The sequence below is a fragment of the uncultured Albimonas sp. genome (assembly GCF_963977235.1).
Classification (GTDB): domain Bacteria; phylum Pseudomonadota; class Alphaproteobacteria; order Rhodobacterales; family Rhodobacteraceae; genus Albimonas.
Window position 1 is genome coordinate 1 of the sequence record NZ_CAXBOD010000079.1, and the last position, 17538, is coordinate 17538.

The window sequence follows — 17538 nt, forward strand, 5'->3', positions numbered from 1 at the left end:
CCTGTTCTCTGGTGAGTTCGGAAGCGGCCTCCGCGTCTCCCGGCGTCCACCCCCGCCACGCCGCAAGCCCGCCCGCAGGGCGCCTGCTGTCCCCCCGCGCCGCGGAGCGGCGCGCTGGCTCATCCCCCAGCGCCGCCCCGCGCCGCGCCTTCCGCCGACGGAGACCCTGGTGACCCCCGACCTCGTGATCCTCAACGGCCGCCTGCTGACCATGGACCCCGCCCGTCCCCGCGCCTCGGCGCTGGCCGTCGCGGGCGGCGCGATCGTGGCGGTGGGCGAGACGGCGGCGATCCGCGGCCTCGCCGGCCCCGCGACCCGCATCCTCGACGCCCAGGGGGGCACGGTCCTGCCCGGCTTCATCGACAGCCACGTCCACCTGTTCCAGGGCGCGGTCGAGCTCGACTACCTCGACCTGCACGGAACCCGGGGCCTCGACGCGCTGACGGCGAGCGTCCGCGCCTACGCCGCCGCCGCCCCCTCCGACCGCGTGGTCTTCGCCATCCAGGCCGACTACGCGATCCTCGGCGAGGGCCGCCCCACCACCCGCCAGGACCTCGACCGCGTCCTCCCCGACCGCCCCTTCGCCATGTTCGCCCCCGATCACCACACCATCTGGGCCAACACGCCGGCGCTGGAGCTCGCGGGCCTCCTGCACGGCGGAGAGACCGAGATGGGCTCCGAGATCCGCCTCGCCCCCGACGGAACCGCCACCGGCGAGCTGCGCGAGCCCGGCGCCTACGCCCCGATCCTCGCCCACACCCGCTACGGCGGGCGCGACATGTTCGGCCTCGTCTCGGGCGACGACCCGGTCCCGGCCCCGACCCCGGCCGAACGCGCGCTCGACGCCACCGTCATCGCCCGCGGCCTGCGCCACGCCGCCTCCCACGGGATCACCGGCCTCCACAACATGGACGGCAATTTCTACACCGCCGAGCTCCTGCAGGCCTGCGAGGCCGAGGGCCGCCTCCTCTGCCGCACCGAGGTCCCCTTTCACTACCGGAGCGTCAACACCCTCGACCGCTTCGAGGAGGCCGAGGAGATGCGCCGCCGCTTCGCCGGCGACTGGCTGTGGACGGGCCGGGTGAAGATGTTCATGGACGGCGTGGTCGAAAGCTCGACCGCCCTGATGATCGACCCCTACCCCGGCCTGACCACCACCGGCGACGCGGTGTTCGAGCCCGAGCACTTCAACGCCGCCTGCATCGAGGCCGACCGCCGCGGCTTCCAGATCGCCACCCACGCCATCGGCGACCTCGCGGTGCGCCGCACGCTCGACGGCTACCAGGCCGCGCGCGAGGCCAACGGCCCCCGCGACTCCCGCCACCGGGTCGAGCATATCGAGGTGCTCGACCCCGCCGACCTGCCCCGCTTCAAGGCGCTCGGCGCGGTGGCCTCGATCCAGCCCGGCCACGCCCCCTTCGGCGGCGTGTTCCCGCCCCAGGGCACCGGCAAGATGCTGCACGACCGCCAGATCCCCTGGGCCTTCGCCTGGCGAAAGATCCGGGACTCGGGCGCGCGGGTGATCTTCTCGACCGACTGGCCGGTGATGCCGGTGGACGTCACCGCCAACCTCAAGGCCGCCGTCGCGCCTCTCGATCTCGGCCCGCCCTGGGTCGACAACGCCCAGACCCTGCTCGAGACGCTGGAAAGCTGCACCGCCGGCAACGCCTGGATCGAGTTCAACGAGGCCCGCAAGGGCCGCCTCGCCCCCGGCATGATGGCCGACATCGCGGTGATGTCCCACGACCTCGAGTCGCTCCCCCCCGCGCAGATCGACCAGGCCCGCGCCGCGATCACCCTCTGCGGCGGCCGGATCACCTGGCAGGCCTGAGGCTCCCCCGCGCGACAGGGCTTTGGAACCCGCCCCGGATCGGCCAGACTGCGCGGCGGGAGGACCCCAGATGACCGAACCCGCGCCGCCGCCCGAGACCCAGCCCCGGACCCCGCCCCGGACCCAGCCCGAGATCCTCGACGTGCTGATCGTCGGCGCCGGCCTCTCGGGCATCGGCGCCGCCTGCTGGCTGACCCGCGAGGCGCCCTCCCGCGCCTGGGCGGTGGTCGAGGCGCGCGCGGACCTCGGCGGCACCTGGGACCTGTTCCGCTATCCCGGCGTCCGCTCGGATTCCGACCTCTACACCTTCGGCTACGACTTCAAGCCGTGGACCTCGCACAAGGCCATCGCCGGGGGGGACGAGATCCTGGCCTACCTGCGCGAGGCCGCCGACGAGCACGGCGTGACCCCGCGCATCCGCTTCCGCCGCCGGGTGCTCGCGGCCGACTGGTCCTCGTCCCGCGGCCTGTGGACCGTGCGCCTGCGCGACGAGGACGACGGGACCGAGACCGCCCTCCACGCCCGCTGGATCTTCGGCGCCACCGGCTACTACGACTACGCGAAGGGCCACCGCCCCCGGTTCCCCGGCGAAGACGCCTTCCCCGGCCCGATCCTGCACCCCCAGTTCTGGCCTGCCGACTTCGACCCCGCGGGCAAGCGCATCGCCGTGATCGGCAGCGGCGCCACCGCCGTCACCCTGGTCCCCGCGCTGGCCCGCTCCGGAGCCCGGGTGACCCAGGTGCAGCGCACGCCGTCCTACGTGCTGCCGATGCCCTCGGGCGACGGGCTCGCCAGCCTGTTCCGCGCGCTTCTGCCCGCCCGCACCGCCCACGCCTGGGCCCGGCGCAAGAACATCCTCCAGCAGCGCTGGCTGTGGCTCTTGTGCCAGCGACACCCCCGGACCGCCCGCCGCCTGATCCGCTGGGTCAACCGCCGCTCGCTGCCCGAGGGCTTCGACGTCGACCGTCATTTCAACCCGCCCTACGGCCCCTGGGACCAGCGCCTGTGCGCCGTGCCCGACGGGGATTTCTTCAAGGCGATCCGGTCCGGCCGCGCCTCGATCGTCACCGGAGGGCTCGAGCGCGTCACCCCCCAGGGCCTGCGGATGGAAGACGGGACCGAGATCGAGGCCGACGTCCTCGTCGCCGCCACCGGCCTGAAGCTGCAGCTCTTCGGCGGCGCGGTCCTGTCGGTGGACGGGGCGCCGGTGGTCCCCTCCGACCACCTGGTGTTCAAGGGCATGATGCTCGACGGCGTGCCGAACTTCTGCTTCGCCATCGGCTACACCAACGCCTCCTGGACCCTGAAGATCGGCCTCTTGTGCGAGCATTTCTGCCGCCTGCTCAACCACATGCAGGCGACCGGCGCCGCGGTCTGCACGCCCCGCCGCCCCCCCGACCTCGCCGAGCGGCCACTGATGGACTTCCAGGCCGGCTACGTCCTGCGCGCCCTGGACGGGCTGCCCCGCCAGGGCGACCGCGAGCCGTGGACGATGACCTTCAACTACCTCGCCGACGAGGCGCAGCTCCGCCGTGGCCCCGTCGACGACCCCGCCCTGCGCTTCGACCCCGCCCCCCTGCGCGAGGCCGCCGAATGACCCGCCGCGCCGACCGCTTCGCAAACCGCGTCGCCGCGATCACCGGCGCAGGCTCGGGCATCGGCCGGGCGCTGGCGCTGGAGCTCGCCGCCCGCGGCGCGCGCCTCGCGATCTCGGACCTCTCCGAGTCCGGGCTGGCCGAGACCGCCGCCCTCCTGCGCGCCGCGGGGGCCGAGGTCGAGCCCACCGTCCTCGACGTCGCCGACCCCGCCGCCCTCCAGGCCTGGGCCGAGGCGACAGAGGCCCGCTTCGGCGCCGTCCACCAGCTCTACAACAACGCCGGCATCTCGCTGGGCTCCGGCCCGCTCATGGAGATGCGCCAGGGCGCGTTCGAGCGGATCCTCGAGGTGAACCTGTGGGGCGTGATCCACGGCACGCGCGCCTTCCTGCCCCGGCTGATCGCCAGCGGCGACGGGGCGCTGGTCAACATCTCCTCGCTCAACGGGCTGATGGCGCAGGGGGGGCTTTCGGCCTACTGCGCCTCCAAGTTCGCCGTCCGCGGCTTCACCGAGGCGATCCGGATCGAGATGCTGATGGCCCGCGCCCCGGTGCAGGTCGTCGTCGTCCACCCCGGAGGCGTGGCCACCAACATCGCGCGCGCCAACCTGGCCGAGCTTCGCGACCTCCGCCCCGAAGACCGCGCCCGCGCCGAGGCCAGCGTCGCGGTCTATGAGCGCAAGCTGTTGAAGATGCCCCCCGAGACGGCCGCCCGCGTGATCCTCGAGGGCGTCGCGCGGGGCCGCTCGCGCATCGTGGTCACCCGCATGGCGGTCTGGCTCGACCGCTTCGTCCGCCTGTTCCCCGAGCGCTACCCGACCCGCGTGGCGGCCGAGCAGACGAAGCTGTTCTCCGACTGAGGCCAGTCGTCGCTCCGCCGGTCCGCCCGTCCGCCCGCCCGCCCGCCCGCCCGGCGACGGAACGCGGAAGTCCCGACGTGCAACCTGCGCCCCCCCTCCTTCCAGCGGAGCCAAGGACATGACCGTAGCCCCCGCCTCTCCCGCCCATACCCCCGCCGCCTACACCCCCGCCCAGAAGCTGCTGCACTGGGCCGTGGTCGGGCTGATCGCCCTGCAATGGCTGATCTTCGATTCCATGGGCCGCCCCTTCCACACGACGATGGAGACCGGCGCCCGCGCCTGGGGGCTGGTCCCCGTCGCGCATCTGGTCATCGGCCTCCTGGTTCTGGCCTGCGCGCTCGCCCGCCTGTGGCTGCGCCGCGCCCACGGCGCCCCCGAAGCCCCGGCCGGGGAGCCCGAGGTCTTCCGCGTCGCCTCGAAATGGGCGCACCGGGCGATCTACGCGCTGCTGCTGGCGATGCCGCTCTCGGGGCTCGCGGCTTGGTTCGGCCTGATCGGCCCGGCCGCGGAGGCGCACGAGCTGCTGATGAACCTCCTTCTGGCGCTGATCGCCGCCCATGTCGCGGCGGTGGCCGTCCACCAGCTCTGGTGGAAGACCGGCCTCCTCGCCCGCATGAAGTGACGGGTCCGCCCGGCCCGCCCTGATCGGGGGGGCCGGAGCCGACATCCCCCCGGCCCCTCCGCCGCGGACGCGCGTCGCCGCCCGGTCTCCCGCAACGCCCGAGGGAGGTCTCGGCCGCGCCCGGCCGCCTCGCCCGGCCGCCTCGCCCGGACCGCCGCCTCAGGCGGCCGGGGCGGGGCCGGCGGGCCGGGAGTCCGGGGCCGGGGCGGCCTCGCCCCGCCCCCAGGCGCGCAGCAGCAGGTCGACGCCCGCGGCGACGACCCGCGCGATCTCCGCCTCGTCGACCGCGGCCCGCTGGCCGCAGAACAGCCGGCGCCGCCAGAGACCGGCCGAGACCAGCTCGATGAACTGCACCGCCGCCAGGTGCGGGTCGGGGACCGCCAGCCGGCCGGCCGCGACCTCCTGCTCGAACAGGGCGCAGAGGCGGTCGTGCATCCGGCTGGGGCCGACGCGATAGAAGCGCTCGCCCATCTCGGGCATCCGCGCCACCGCGCCGACGACGATCCGCTGGGCGCGGATCACGTCCTGCGAACACAGCACCCGGCACAGCGCCTCGCCAAAGCGGGTCAGCTTCTCGGGCAGCGGCGCCGGCTCGTCCAGCACCGCGACGACGCCGGCGAACATCCGGTCGCGCTTCTCGGCCACCAGCGCCTCGAACAGCTCGGCCTTGTCGGCGAAATAGACGTAGATCGTGCCCTTCGAGACGCCCGCCGCCCGCCGCACATCCTCCATCGAGGCGGCGTCGAAGCCTTTCTCGAGAAACGCCTGCGCCGCGCCCTCGATGATCTGGGCGCGCTTGGCGGGGTCCGCGCCGGCCGCGTGACGCCGCCCGCGCCCGGCCTCCGAGAGGTCGTCGGGCGGGGTGGCCTCGGCCTCGGTCTCGGCCGGATCGGGATCGGGGTTCTGCGCGGTCATCGGAAGTCCTGAGGGGCGGGCCGGCGACACACATAATCGAACCGTGCGGTTCGATGAAGTCTTGATTCCACTTTCGCCCCGGCCTATCTCGCATCGAACCGCTCGGTTCGATCTCGCATCGCCGAGTCGCCGCCCGCCCCCCCGCCCCGTCCCAAGGACGCGAAGATGTCAAAGCATGACCCCCGGACCGCCGAGGCCGCGCGCGAGGCGGTTCCCGTCGCGCCCTCCCAGCGGCGCGACGCCCCGCAAGCGCCCGCCCCGCACGCGCCGGGCCCGCAAGCCCCCGCCCCTGAGGCGAGCGCCCCCGCCTCCGGGACGCCCGAGGCCCCCGGCAAGCCCAAGCGCTCCGGCCGCCGCAAGGCGATCCTTGCGGTTCTGGGGCTGCTTGCGCTGGGCGCAGGGGGGTACGAGGGCTGGCACTGGTGGACCGTCGGCCGCTTCATGATCGAGACCGACGACGCCTATGTGCAGTCCGACATCACCCTGATCTCGAGCCGCGTGCAGGGCTATGTCGCGGCGCTGCCGGTGCACGAGAACGTCCACGTGCGGGCCGGCGACACGCTGGTGCGCCTCGACGACGGCGACTACCGCATCGCGCTGCAGATGGCGCAGAGCCGGGTCGCCACCGCCGACCGCACGCTGGCGCGCATCGACGCCCAGATCGAGGCCGCCGGCGCCGCCGTCGACCAGGCCGTCGCCGGCCAGCACGCCGCCGAGGCGACGCTGAAGAACGCCTCGATCAGCCTCACGCGCGCCCGCGACCTCGTCTCGCGCAAGGTCGCCGCCCAGGCGCAGCTCGACGGGGCGACCGAGGCCTTCGACACCGCCTCGGCCAACCTCGCCTCGGCCAGGGCCGCGGTCGAGAGCGCGCGCGCCCAGGTGCAGGTCCTCGCCGCCCAGCGCGCCGAGTCCGAGGGCGCCAGACACGAGCTCGAGCTCGCCGTCGACCAGGCCCGCCGGGACCTCGAGCTGACCACGCTGCGCGCGCCGGTCGACGGAACGCTCGCCAACCTCGCGGTCCAGTCGGGCGACCTCGTCTCCCCCGGCGCGCGCCTCGCGGCGCTGGTGCCCGACGACGGCTTCTACATCGAGGCCAACTTCAAGGAGACGCAGATGGCCGGCCTCGCGGCGGGCCAGAGCGTGGAGATCGCCTTCGACGCCCTGCCCGAGCGCAGCTTCGAGGGGCGCGTCGCCTCGACCGCCCCGGCGACCGGCGCGGTCTTCTCCCTCCTGCCGGCCGAGAACGCGACGGGCAACTTCACCAAGGTCGTCCAGCGCGTGCCGGTGCGCATCGAGATCCCGCCCGAGGCGCTGGCCTCGGGCGCCCTGCGCGCGGGCCTCTCGGCCATCGTCTCGGTCGACCTGCGCACCGCGCCCGACGCGCCCGCCCCCGGCGCGCGCCCCGCCTCGGCCCCCGCGCCGGCGAAGACCGACGCCGAGCGCCTCGCCGCCGCGCACTGAGCGCCCGCCCGCCGAACCCCATCGCCTCGGCCGACGCCGTCGTCGCCGACCGGGCCGCGCCCACCGAGCAAGGGAACGCCCCATGTCCGCCGCCCCCGAACCGGAGCTGACGCCCCGCCGCGTCGTCAGCTTCCTGGTGATGGTCTTCGGGATGTTCATGGCGATCCTGGACATCCAGATCGTCTCGGCCTCGCTGCCCGAGATCCAGGCCGGGCTGGCCGCCAGCCCCGACGAGATCAGCTGGGTGCAGACCTCCTACCTGATCGCCGAGGTGATCATGATCCCGCTGTCGGGGTTCCTCGGCCGGATGATGTCGACGCGGCTGATGTTCACCGTCGCCGCCGCCGGGTTCACCTTCGCGAGCTTCATGTGCGCGATGTCGTCCTCGATCGGCGAGATGATCCTGTGGCGCGCCGTGCAGGGGTTCCTGGGCGGGGGCATGATCCCCTCGGTCTTCGCGGCCGCCTTCACGATCTTCCCGGCCTCCAAACGCAGCCTGGTCTCGCCGATGGTGGGGCTGGTGGCGACGCTGGCGCCCACGGTCGGGCCGACGGTGGGGGGGTATCTGTCCTTCCACCTCTCCTGGCACTGGCTGTTCCTGGTCAACGTGATCCCGGGCATCGGGGTGACGCTGGCCGCCTTCCTGCTGATCGATTTCGACAAGCCCGACTGGAAGCTGTTCGACCGCTTCGACTGGTGGGGGCTGCTGGCGCTGGCGGGGTTCCTGGGGGGCATGGAATACGTGCTCGAGGAAGGGCCCGCCAACGACTGGCTGGCCGACGAGGGGGTGGCGATCCTGGCGGTCGTGATGGTGGTGGGCGGCCTCGTGACCTTCTGGCGGGCGCTGACGCGGGCGGATCCCCTGATCGACCTCTCGGCCTATCGCGACGTGAATTTCTCCATCGGGTCGGCGTTCTCGTTCGTGATGGGGATCGGGCTTTACGGGCTGACCTATCTCTATCCGCTGTATCTCGCGCAGATCCGGGGGCTCGACAGCCTGCAGATCGGCGAGACGGTGTTCGTCTCGGGGCTCGCGATGTTCTGCTCGGCGCCGCTGGCGGGGATCCTGTCGCGCAAGCTCGATCTGCGGGTGATGCTGCTGATCGGCTTCCTGGGCTTCGCGAGCTCGACCTGGATGCTGACCGGGCTGACCGCCGACTGGTCCTTCGACGAGCTGCTGGTCCCCCAGATCCTGCGCGGCATGTCGCTGATGCTGTGCATGGTGCCGATCAACAACCTGGCGCTGGGGACCCTGCCGCCGGAGAAGATGAAGGGCGGCTCGGGCCTCTACAACCTGATGCGCAACCTCGGGGGGGCGGTGGGGCTGGCGGTGATCAACACGATCCTCGCAGACCGCGCCGACCTGCACTACGACCGCCTGCGCGAAAGCGTGACCTGGTCCAACCCCGAGGCCCTGCGCCAGATGCAGATGCTGGAGGGGAACCTCAGCGCCCACGGCATGGACCCGGCCGGGGCGCTGGCGCAGATGGCCGGGCGGCTGCACGGACAGGCGAGCGTGATGAGCTTCATCGACATCTTCCTGCTGATCGCGGCGCTGTTCAGCGGGCTGGCCCTGGTGGCGCTGCTGATGAAGAAGCCGCCCGAGGGGCAGTCGGTCGAGGCTCACTGAGGCCGCGCCCGGCCCGCAGGCGGCCCCGGGTCAGGCCCGGGGCGCGCCGGGCCCGGGCCTCAGACCCCCACCGCCAGGTGCGCCTTGCCCCGGCCCGCGCGGGCGAGGCGCCGGCGCAGCAGCGTCTCGGTCATCCGGGCGACCTGCTCGGGCGCCTGGAGGGCTAGGTTCGTGGTCTCCTCGGGGTCGCCCTCCATGTCGAACAGCATCGGGGGCAGGTGTTCGGCGGCGAAGCGGACGAGCCGCCAGCGGCCCTCGCGCAGGATCACGGCGCCCGAGTCCTCGAGCCCCGTGCCCCAGGCGCGCTGGAAGCGGGTCTCGCGGCCCCCCGAGGGGCCGGGCGGTTCGGCGAAATCTATCTCCATCAGGGCGGAGGTTCGCCAGTCGGCCGGCGTTTCGCCCTCGAGCCAGGGGGTCAGCGGGCGGCCGTCCCAGGGGGCGGGCGGCGTGCGGCCGGCGAGCGACAGGAGGGTGGGGGCGAGGTCGACGCTCTCGGTCGGGGCGCTCACCCGGCGGCCGGCCTGCGCGGGGCGGCGGGGGTCGCGGATCATCAGGGGGACGTGGAAGGCCTTCTCGAACACCGCGTGCTTGCCCCACAGGCGGCCGTCGCCCAGCATCTCGCCATGGTCGCCGGTGAACACGAGCAGCGTGCGCTGCGCCTGCCCCGTCTCATCGAGCCAGTCGAGCAGGCGCCCGATGTGGTGGTCGAGCTCGGCCACCAGCCCAAGATATACCGCCCGCAGCGCCTGAGCCTGCGCCAGCGGCAGCCCCTCGCAATCGCCGTTGAAGCCCATCCACAGGCCGAAGGAACTGCGCTCGGAGAACCAGGCCTGCGTGAACGGATGCCCGGCCCGCTCCTCGCCCGGCAGGGGGATCGCGTCCGGCGAGACGGCGACGTTCCAGGGGGCGGGGGCGACGAAGGGGGGGTGGGGGCGGATGTAGGTGAGGTGCGCGGTCCACGGGTGGTCGCGGCGGGCGTCGAGATGGGCGAGCGTCAGGTCGGTCAGCAGCGCGGTGTCGCTGTCCTCGGCCCGGTAGAGGGCGGGGCCCGCGATCTCTCCTCCCTGGGGAAGATACAGCTCGAACAGGCGCTGGGGCAGCGGGCGGGGGAGGTCGTAGCCCTGAGCGATGAGATGCGCGAGCCAGGTGTGGGGGCTTTCGAAGCGCATCTCAACGACCTCCCGGAACCCCGGCAGCAGGCCCTCGTAGGAGCGCAGGGCGGGGTCGGCGGGGTGGACCGCATCCGGGTCGGGGGTGGCGTCGGTGTAGCCGAACAGCAGCGGCTCGCGGCCGGCCTTGCGCCACTCGTGGGCCAGGTTGGTCAGGCTGGCGTCGAGCGGCGTGCCGTTGCGCAAGCTACCGTGATTGCTGGCATAAAGCCCGGTCAGCAGGCTGGCGCGGGCCGGGCCGCAGGGGGCGGTGACGGTGTAGTGACTGTCGAACGCCACGGACTCTCGCGCCAGTCGGTCGAGGTTCGGGGTGGGCGCGATCCCGGCCAGCCGGCCGTGCAGGACGTCGGCGCGGAGCTGGTCGGCGGTGATGAAAAGGATGTTGAGCTCGTCGGGCGCGCTCACCCCTTCGCCTCCAGCGCCTCGATCAGGTCGGGCAGGTCGGCGACCGTCTCGATGACGTGGTCGGCGCCGGCCGCGCGCAGGATTCCGGAGGCTTTCGCCAGCAGCGCGGCGCGCTCGTCGTCGGGAAGCGCCATCAGATCCTCGACCGTGAGGCCGGCGATATTGCCCGAGAGGGCGACCCCCACGGTGACGGCGCCGACGGCCACGCCCTCGGCGATGCCGGGCTCGGTATCGTCCACTTTCAGGACTTTTGCGCCCCGATTCAGAGACATCTGTTCGAAGGCGAGGAACATTTGTTCCGCGCCGGGGCGGCCTCCTTCGACGTCGTCGGCGCAGACGATGCACTCGGGCGAGAAGCCCTGCGCGGCGGCGACCGGGATCACGCCTTTCATGATCGAGCGGACATAGCCGGTGGTGGAGCCGACGCGGATCCCGCGGGCGGCGAGCGCGTCGAGCGTCGACTTGGCGCCGGGGACGAGGGTCGCGTATTTCGGCGCCACCGCCTCGTTCATCGGCACGAAGATCGCGTAGACCGCGTCGACGTCTTCCTCGGTCGGGGCGCGGCCATGCTCGGCCTGCCACTGGGCGCGGATCGAGGGCATGGCCAGCATCGCCTGGATATGGGCGCGCTTGGGGGCGCCCATGGGGCCGCGGGCCTCCTCGATCGTGGCGGTCACGCCGAACCGGGCAAAGGCCTCGACGAAGACGCCCATCGGCGCGAAGGAGCCGAAGTCGATCATCGTGCCGGCCCAGTCGAAGATGACCGCGTCGAATTTCATGGCAGGGCTCCTGTCAGGCGAAAAGGGCGGCGAGGGTCTCCTCGCCGATGGCGAAGGAGGTCGAGGCGCCGCAGCCGGCGGTGACGATGCACAGGCGAGTGGCGGGGTCGGGCGCGTCGGTCAGCCGCCAGCGGTCGGGGGCGGAGGCGTAGGTGCCGAGCCACCGCTCGGTGACGGCACAGGGGCCGAGGTCGAGGGCGGCCTCCATCTCGCCCAGCATCAGCCGGTCGACGAGGGTCGAGGAGAACGGGTCGGGCGTGTCCGCGTAGTGGTGGCTGTCGCCGACCACGAGGGAGCCGTCGGCCGACTGCACCACGATCAGGTGCACGCCGTTGGACCGGTGGGAAGGCTGCTCGGCCTCGAGGAGGGTCTTCAGCGCCTGCGCCTCGGGCAGTTCGGCGTAGCCGAGGTAGCGGGCGAGGCCGAGGTCGGACATGACGGCAGCCCCCAGCCTGGGGCGCTCGGTCGGCATCACGCGCAGCATCTGCAGCTTGCAGCGGGTGAGGTTGTAGGCGGCCAGCCGCTCGGCGAAGGGGCCGGCGTAGTCGTCGCCAGGGCAGAGGATCACGGTTTCGGCCTCGATCAGGCCGGCGGAGGTTTCGATGCGGGGGGCGTCGACCGCGTGAACCTCGGTCTGCCAGCGGAACGCGACGCCGTGGGCCTCGGCGAGCCAGGCGGCGAGTTTGGGGATCGCGGTCTTGGACTCCACCCGGAATTCGAGGGGGGAGTGGAGGGCGGCGGTGACCTGGGCCGAGACAGGGGCGTAGTCGAGGGCCTGGGCGCGGGTCAGGCGGCGGCAGTCGGCGCCCATCTCGGTGGCGAGGAACGCGTCGATGACGGCCTCGGCCTCGGGGCGGCGCGCGGTGACCAGCATGCCGGGGTGGAGGATCTCGATCCCGGCCTGGGGCGCGACCTCGGCCCAGACGTCGCGGGCGCGGCGGGCCATGGTCCAGCAGTCGCCGGCCTGCTGGCCGTTGACCGTCACGAAGCCGAAGTTGCGGATCGAGGCGCCGTTGGCCTGGGCGTCGCGCTCGATCACCACCACGCGCTTGCCGAGGCGCGCGGCGGCCAGCGCGTGCGCGAGGCCCAGGATGCCGGCGCCGACCACGGCGACGTCGTAGCTCATGCGTTCAGGCCTGTTCGTATCGCTCGAGGAACGCCTCGACCGGGAGGCTGCGGAAGTCGTCGAGCCTTGCACGAAGCGTGGCGTGATCCCAGTCCCACCAGGCCATCGCCTGAAGTCTTTGCGCGATGGGGGCGGGGAAGCGGGGCTTGATCGGGGCCGCCGCGACCCCGCCGACGATGGTGTAGGGGGCGACGTCCCTGGTCACCACCGCGCCGGCGGCGACGATGGCGCCGTCGCCGACGGTGACGCCGGGCATGATCACGGCGTTGTAGCCGAACCAGGTGTCATGGCCGACGGTGACGCCGTTGCGGCGACGCTCCTCGAACACCTCGGCCTCGTCGCTCGCGTCGTCCCAGTAGTTGGAGGCGCGATACATGAAATGATGCAGCGAGGCGCGCTGGTAGGGGTGGTTGGTCGGGCAGATCCGGCAGCCGGAGGCGATGTTGGCGAACTTGCCGATGCGCGAATAGGCGATCTCGTTGCGGCCGGCGCAGTAGGAATAGGCGCCGAAGTCGACCTCGAGCAGGTGAGATCCGGCCATGACCTCGGTGTAGGGGCCAAGGCGCGAGTCGATCACCCGGCTGCTGGGGTCGATCCAGGGGGTTTCGCTCAGCCGCGCCATCAGACCTCCCGCGCCTCGCGGCCCTGGATCAGGCGGCGGCGGAGCCAGCCGGACAGGGCGTCCATCGCGAAGACAACAAGGATGGTCAGGACGATGATGTAAAGCGTGTTTTCCCAGTCGCGCGAGGTGCGCATGGTCTCGACCAGCATCAGGCCGATGCCGCCCGCCCCCAGCGCGCCGATGACGGTGGCCGAGCGGGTGTTGGATTCGAGGTAGTAGAGCGCCTGGCTGAGGAACACCGGCATGATCTGGGGGAGCACGCCGAAGCGGTAGCGTTGCAGCTGGGTGGCGCCGGTGGAATGCACGCCCTCGATCTGCTTGTCGTCGACGTTCTCGAGCGCCTCGGAGAACAGTTTGCCGAGGCTGCCGGTGTCGGTGAAGGCGATGGCGAGCGCGCCGGTCAGCGGGCCGAGGCCAAAGGCGCGGATGAAGATCAGCGACCAGATCAGCATGTCGATGCCGCGCAGCAGGTCGAACAGGCGGCGCACTCCGAAGCGCAGCGCCAGGCTGGGGGTGAAGTTGGAGGCCGCGAGGAAGGCGAGCGGCAGGCCCACGAAGGCCGCGACCAGGGTGCCCAGCAGGGCCATCATGATGGTTTCGAGCAGAGCCTTGAAGACCTCGCCATGCATCCAGTCGGGGTTGGTCCAGAACTGGTCGAAGATGAAGGCGGCGTTGGAAAGGTCGGGGTCGATGCGGTCGTCGGACCAGGCCAGCGACCAGACCTCGCCGGCGCTCAGACCCCAGAGGGGGGAGCGGAACGGGAACCAGAAGTTCTCCCACCCCCAGGCGTAGCGGTGGATCTCGAACTTGGCGCGGGAGGCCTGGATGCGCTTGCCGATCTCGGGGCGCATGTCGAACTTGACGGGGTCGGTGCGCAGCCACGCGGGCGGGGGGCCGGAGGGCAGGTCGTAGAGGAGCGCGTCTTCGGTGGCGGTGACGGTGATGACGCCGTAGCCGGGCGCCTCGACCCGCAGGCGGGGGCCCTCGATGGTGGCGAAGAAGCCGTCGCCGAGGTCCACGTCCCAGGTCTCGCCGTCCGCGCGCACCCAGTCGGGGAGGGCGTCGCGGGAATAGGTGGCGGTGCGCTCGCCCTCGATGGCCACGGCGACCTCGCCGGTGCGCAGGCTCTGCTCGACATGGGTCTTGAACATCACCGAGTCGGTGGCGAGGATCGCCGCCCGCTCGGGCCGGGCCGAGGCGAGCAGGCCCGAGACGTCGAAGGCGACCCAGGCGTAGGCGAGATAGCCCAGCGCCAGCGCGGGCGCGAGCGCGGTCAGCGCGGTGCGGCGGCGGACCATGGCGCGGGTGCGGGCGACGCGGTTCTCATGCCCGTGAGCGGTCTGGGCCTCGGTCTCCTCGCCCTGGCCGTGCTTGCCGGCGAGCCGCGCGCGGCCCCAGGAGGAGAGCTGGTCGATCACCACGATCGAGCCGATCAGCAGGATGAACAGCGCGATGGTCTCGTCGCCCGAGCCCTGCCCCCAGCCGATGGTGCGGCGCAGCTCGGTGCCGATGCCGCCGGCGCCCACGAAGCCCAGGATCGCCGAGGCGCGGACGTTGATCTCGAGCCGCAGCAGGAAATAGCTCAGCCAGTTGGGGGCGACCTGGGGGATCACGCCGTAGCGGATGCGCTGGAACCAGGAGCCGCCGGAGGAGGCGAGCCCCTCCATCGGTTTCACGTCGATGTTCTCGTTGACCTCGGAGAACAGCTTGCCCAGCGCGCCGACGGTGTGGAAGGCGACCGCGATCATTGCGGGCACCGGCGAGGTGCCCAGCACGAAGATCAGGAACAGCGCGATGATCAGCTCGGGGAAGGCGCGCATCACGTCGAGCGTGCGGCGGATCGGCAGGCGCAGCCAGGCGGGCGCGCCGAGGTTGGGGGTGGCGGCCAGCGACAGGACCGCGGCGCCCGCGCCGCCCAGCAGGGTGGCGGCGACGGCGATGTTGAGCGTCTCGATCAGCGCGGGCAGGAATCGCCACAGCAGCTCGGCCATCCCGAACAGGCCGGTGTCCCAGGCCTCGCCCAGCAGGCCGGCGGGATAGTCGAAGAACTGGCCGAGCCCGTTCCAGAACGACCCGGAGTTCATCGAGTTCGACAGGTCGAACCCCGAGATCAGCACCGCCGCGACGATCAGGACCGCGAGGCCCGAATACATCTGGCGCCGGCGGGACTGCCGGACGATCTCGGTTTCCAGGTCCGCAAGGGTCATGGGGGCCTCGGGCTGCGATGTGGGGGAAGGGGGCGCGCGCCCCGGACTTGATCCGGGGCCTCTCGCGGCCGGCCCCAGGAGGCCCCGGATCAGGTCCGGGGCGCCCGTGGGGCGGGCCGATCCGCAAGAGACGAGGCCCCGGAGCGGCTCCGGGGCCTGCGCGGTCAGGCCGGGGCCTGGATCACTCGGACGCGGTCTTGCGGGCGTCGATGATCGAGAGATAGGCCTCGTGGGTGATCGGCATGAAGCCCTTGGCCTCGCCGGCCATCACGCCGTAGGCGCACTCGGGGTCGATCGACTCGAGCGAGGCGACGAGCGCGGTCATCTTCAGCTTCACGTCCTCGGGCAGGCCCTTGGCGAGCACGATGGGGCCCTCGGGGATCGGCTTGGACATCCAGATCTGGACCATCTCTGTCATGTCCACGAGGCCCGCGTCCACCGCCTTGCGCAGGGCGCCGGAGTTGTAGCCGTCCTCCCACTCGCCCAGGCCGTCGGCCCAGGTCACGCCGGCCTCGATGTCGCCGTTGTAGACCGCGACGATGGTCTGCTCATGACCGCCGGTGAACACCACGTCGGCGAAATACTCGCCCGGGGTCATCGAATAGCCCGCGGCGGGGATCTCGATCGAGGGGATCAGGTAGCCCGAGGTCGAGTTCGGATCGCCGAAGCCGAAGGTCTTGCCCTTCATGTCGTCGAGCGAGGCGATGCCGCTGTCGGCGCGCGCGAAGCCGATCGAGTGGTAGCCGTAGGAGCCGTCGGTGTTGACCTTGACCAGCACCGGCTCGACCGCCTCGGGGTCGGTGAGGTAGACCTTGGCGTAGCCCGAGGCGCCCAGCCAGGCCATGTCCAGGTTGCCGCCCAGCAGGCCCTCGATGACGCCGTTGTAGTCGGCCGGCGCGAACAGCTTGGTGGGCACGCCGAGCAGGGCCTCGGTCTTCTCGCGCAGGCACTCGTTCGAGCGCATGCGGTCGGAGGCGTTCTCGCCCCCCAGCAGGCCGATGCGGAACTCGGCGATCTCCTGGGCGGAGGCCGCGGAGGCGAGCGTGGCGGCCGCGATGGCGGCGAGCGCGATGGTCTTCATCGGATTTCCCTCGGGGTTCGTCCCGGCCCGGGAGGGCGCGGGATCGGCTGCGATGGTGAACGGGGGGGCGCCCTCGGGCCGCGGGCGCGGCAGGGTCAGCCCGGAACGGGGACGGCGCGCGCGGCGGCCGCCTCCGATGGGGTCAGCGTCTCGAGGCTGGTGGAGGTCGAGGCCTCGGAGAATTCGGCGCCGGCGCCGTAGATCTCGCGGGCCATGGCCTCGGTCAGCAGCTCGGCGGGGCCGTCGAAGACGATGCGGCCGGCGCGCATGCCGATGACGCGGTCGCAATAGCGCCGCGCGGTGTCGAGCGTGTGCAGGTTGCAGATCACGCTCAGCCCGTGTTCGACGTGGATCCGGCGCAGGGCGTCCATCACCACCTGGGCGTTGAGCGGGTCGAGCGAGGCGATGGGCTCGTCGGCGAGCACGAAGCGCGGCTCCTGCATCAGGGCGCGCGCGATGGCCACGCGCTGCTGCTGCCCGCCCGAAAGGGCCTCGGCGCGCTTGAGGGCGTGCTCGGCGATGCCCAGCCGCTCGAGATGGGCGAGCGCCTGGCCGATGTCGTCCTGGCCGAAGACGTTGAAGGCCGAGGCCAGCGCCGAGTGGCCGTTCAGCCGGCCGAGCATGACGTTGGTGACCACGTCGAGGCGGGGGACGAGGTTGAACTGCTGGAAGATCATCGCGCAGTCGCGCCGCCAGCGGCGCAGGGCGGCGCCCTTGAGGGTCAGCACGTCCACCCCGTCGACGACGATGCGCCCGGAGGTGGCCGGCGTCAGGCGGTTGATCATGCGCAGCAGGGTCGACTTGCCCGCGCCGGAGCGTCCGATGATCCCGATCATCGCCGGTTTCTCGACGCGGATTTCGGCCGCATCCACGGCGGTGGCGGCGCCGAACCTCTTGGTCAGCGACTCGATCTTGATCAGCATGCGCGGCTCCCGTCTGCTGGGGGCCGTCTAAAGGCGCCCGGCGACAGTAGCCCGACGGTTCGGATTCAGTTTTGTGACGCGCCCTGCGGCGGGAGCGCGCGGCGCCGCGCGGGGAGCGAGAGACTCCGCCGAAGGATTTCCCCTCCCCCCGGGGCGCGGACCCGGCCTTGCGCCCGGCCCGACCGCCGCCCGGACCCGCCGCTCGCCCTCCGCGCCGACGTCGCCCCCCCGCGCGTCCCGGGCGCCGCGCCCGAGACGCCTCGCGGAGCGCCTGTTCTCCGGAGCCGTCCGTCGCTGATGCCGATCAGAGCGA

Annotated in this window: 14 protein-coding genes; 6 read left to right on the top strand and 8 right to left on the bottom strand. The window is 72.4% G+C overall.

Annotated elements, in window-relative coordinates:
- The first annotated feature begins 169 nt into the window (after positions 1-169).
- From AAC134_RS21540 to AAC134_RS21555, 4 genes are all read left to right on the top strand, one after another.
- On the top strand, positions 170-1831 hold the full coding sequence (locus tag AAC134_RS21540) for an amidohydrolase (protein ID WP_339951443.1): 1662 nt from the start codon (positions 170-172) through the stop codon (positions 1829-1831).
- A 70-nt stretch (positions 1832-1901) separates the two neighbouring features.
- Positions 1902-3428, top strand: coding sequence for an NAD(P)/FAD-dependent oxidoreductase (locus AAC134_RS21545; RefSeq protein ID WP_339951445.1), 1527 nt, complete (start codon positions 1902-1904; stop codon positions 3426-3428).
- The gene (locus AAC134_RS21550; protein ID WP_339951447.1) at positions 3425-4285 is read left to right on the top strand and encodes an SDR family oxidoreductase; all 861 of its coding nucleotides are present in this window, start codon (positions 3425-3427) and stop codon (positions 4283-4285) included. The genes AAC134_RS21545 and AAC134_RS21550 overlap by 4 nt, the downstream gene beginning before the upstream one ends.
- A 118-nt stretch (positions 4286-4403) precedes the next feature.
- Positions 4404-4907 (top strand): cytochrome b/b6 domain-containing protein, encoded by a 504-nt coding sequence (locus tag AAC134_RS21555; protein WP_339951449.1) that lies wholly within the window; start codon positions 4404-4406, stop codon positions 4905-4907.
- A gap of 159 nt (positions 4908-5066) precedes the next feature.
- Here AAC134_RS21555 and AAC134_RS21560 read toward each other — a convergent pair whose 3' ends face one another.
- Entirely contained in the window at positions 5067-5822 is a 756-nt protein-coding gene (locus tag AAC134_RS21560; protein WP_339951451.1) for a TetR/AcrR family transcriptional regulator, read from the bottom strand.
- A gap of 165 nt (positions 5823-5987) precedes the next feature.
- Between AAC134_RS21560 and AAC134_RS21565 the strand changes: the two genes are divergently transcribed.
- Positions 5988-7283 (top strand): HlyD family secretion protein, encoded by a 1296-nt coding sequence (locus AAC134_RS21565; RefSeq protein ID WP_339951453.1) that lies wholly within the window; start codon positions 5988-5990, stop codon positions 7281-7283.
- Positions 7284-7365: 82 nt separating this feature from the next.
- On the top strand, positions 7366-8913 hold the full coding sequence (locus AAC134_RS21570) for a DHA2 family efflux MFS transporter permease subunit (protein WP_339951455.1): 1548 nt from the start codon (positions 7366-7368) through the stop codon (positions 8911-8913).
- A gap of 59 nt (positions 8914-8972) precedes the next feature.
- Here the strand turns inward: AAC134_RS21570 and AAC134_RS21575 are convergent, their stop codons facing one another.
- The 7 genes from AAC134_RS21575 to phnC all read right to left on the bottom strand — a co-directional run bounded on the left by AAC134_RS21575 (position 8973) and on the right by phnC (position 17222).
- Positions 8973-10487 (bottom strand): sulfatase-like hydrolase/transferase, encoded by a 1515-nt coding sequence (locus tag AAC134_RS21575; RefSeq protein WP_339951457.1) that lies wholly within the window; start codon positions 10485-10487, stop codon positions 8973-8975.
- A complete protein-coding gene (phnX, locus tag AAC134_RS21580) occupies positions 10484-11266 on the bottom strand; it encodes a phosphonoacetaldehyde hydrolase (RefSeq protein ID WP_339951459.1) in 783 nt (260 codons plus the stop codon). Before phnX ends, AAC134_RS21575 begins: the two co-directional genes overlap by 4 nt.
- A 13-nt stretch (positions 11267-11279) precedes the next feature.
- On the bottom strand, positions 11280-12392 hold the full coding sequence (locus AAC134_RS21585) for a TIGR03364 family FAD-dependent oxidoreductase (RefSeq protein ID WP_339951461.1): 1113 nt from the start codon (positions 12390-12392) through the stop codon (positions 11280-11282).
- A 4-nt stretch (positions 12393-12396) separates the two neighbouring features.
- Complete coding sequence (locus AAC134_RS21590) at positions 12397-13014, bottom strand: DapH/DapD/GlmU-related protein (RefSeq protein WP_339951463.1); 618 nt, start codon at positions 13012-13014, stop codon at positions 12397-12399.
- Positions 13014-15221, bottom strand: a complete 2208-nt coding sequence (gene phnE, locus AAC134_RS21595) for a phosphonate ABC transporter, permease protein PhnE (protein WP_339951465.1) — start codon at positions 15219-15221, stop codon at positions 13014-13016. The genes AAC134_RS21590 and phnE overlap by 1 nt, the downstream gene beginning before the upstream one ends.
- A 181-nt stretch (positions 15222-15402) precedes the next feature.
- Complete coding sequence (phnD, locus tag AAC134_RS21600) at positions 15403-16302, bottom strand: phosphonate ABC transporter substrate-binding protein (protein WP_339951467.1); 900 nt, start codon at positions 16300-16302, stop codon at positions 15403-15405.
- A gap of 95 nt (positions 16303-16397) precedes the next feature.
- Complete coding sequence (phnC, locus tag AAC134_RS21605) at positions 16398-17222, bottom strand: phosphonate ABC transporter ATP-binding protein (protein ID WP_339951469.1); 825 nt, start codon at positions 17220-17222, stop codon at positions 16398-16400.
- Positions 17223-17538 lie beyond the last annotated feature (316 nt).

Coding starts and splice junctions, on each gene's coding strand:
- AAC134_RS21560 (WP_339951451.1), bottom strand. CDS start 5,822: ATGACCGCGCAGAACCCCGATCCCGATCCGGCCGAGACCGAGGCCGAG.
- phnE (WP_339951465.1), bottom strand. CDS start 15,221: ATGACCCTTGCGGACCTGGAAACCGAGATCGTCCGGCAGTCCCGCCGG.
- AAC134_RS21565 (WP_339951453.1), top strand. CDS start 5,988: ATGTCAAAGCATGACCCCCGGACCGCCGAGGCCGCGCGCGAGGCGGTT.
- AAC134_RS21545 (WP_339951445.1), top strand. CDS start 1,902: ATGACCGAACCCGCGCCGCCGCCCGAGACCCAGCCCCGGACCCCGCCC.
- AAC134_RS21555 (WP_339951449.1), top strand. CDS start 4,404: ATGACCGTAGCCCCCGCCTCTCCCGCCCATACCCCCGCCGCCTACACC.
- AAC134_RS21585 (WP_339951461.1), bottom strand. CDS start 12,392: ATGAGCTACGACGTCGCCGTGGTCGGCGCCGGCATCCTGGGCCTCGCG.
- phnX (WP_339951459.1), bottom strand. CDS start 11,266: ATGAAATTCGACGCGGTCATCTTCGACTGGGCCGGCACGATGATCGAC.
- AAC134_RS21570 (WP_339951455.1), top strand. CDS start 7,366: ATGTCCGCCGCCCCCGAACCGGAGCTGACGCCCCGCCGCGTCGTCAGC.
- AAC134_RS21590 (WP_339951463.1), bottom strand. CDS start 13,014: ATGGCGCGGCTGAGCGAAACCCCCTGGATCGACCCCAGCAGCCGGGTG.
- phnD (WP_339951467.1), bottom strand. CDS start 16,302: ATGAAGACCATCGCGCTCGCCGCCATCGCGGCCGCCACGCTCGCCTCC.
- AAC134_RS21550 (WP_339951447.1), top strand. CDS start 3,425: ATGACCCGCCGCGCCGACCGCTTCGCAAACCGCGTCGCCGCGATCACC.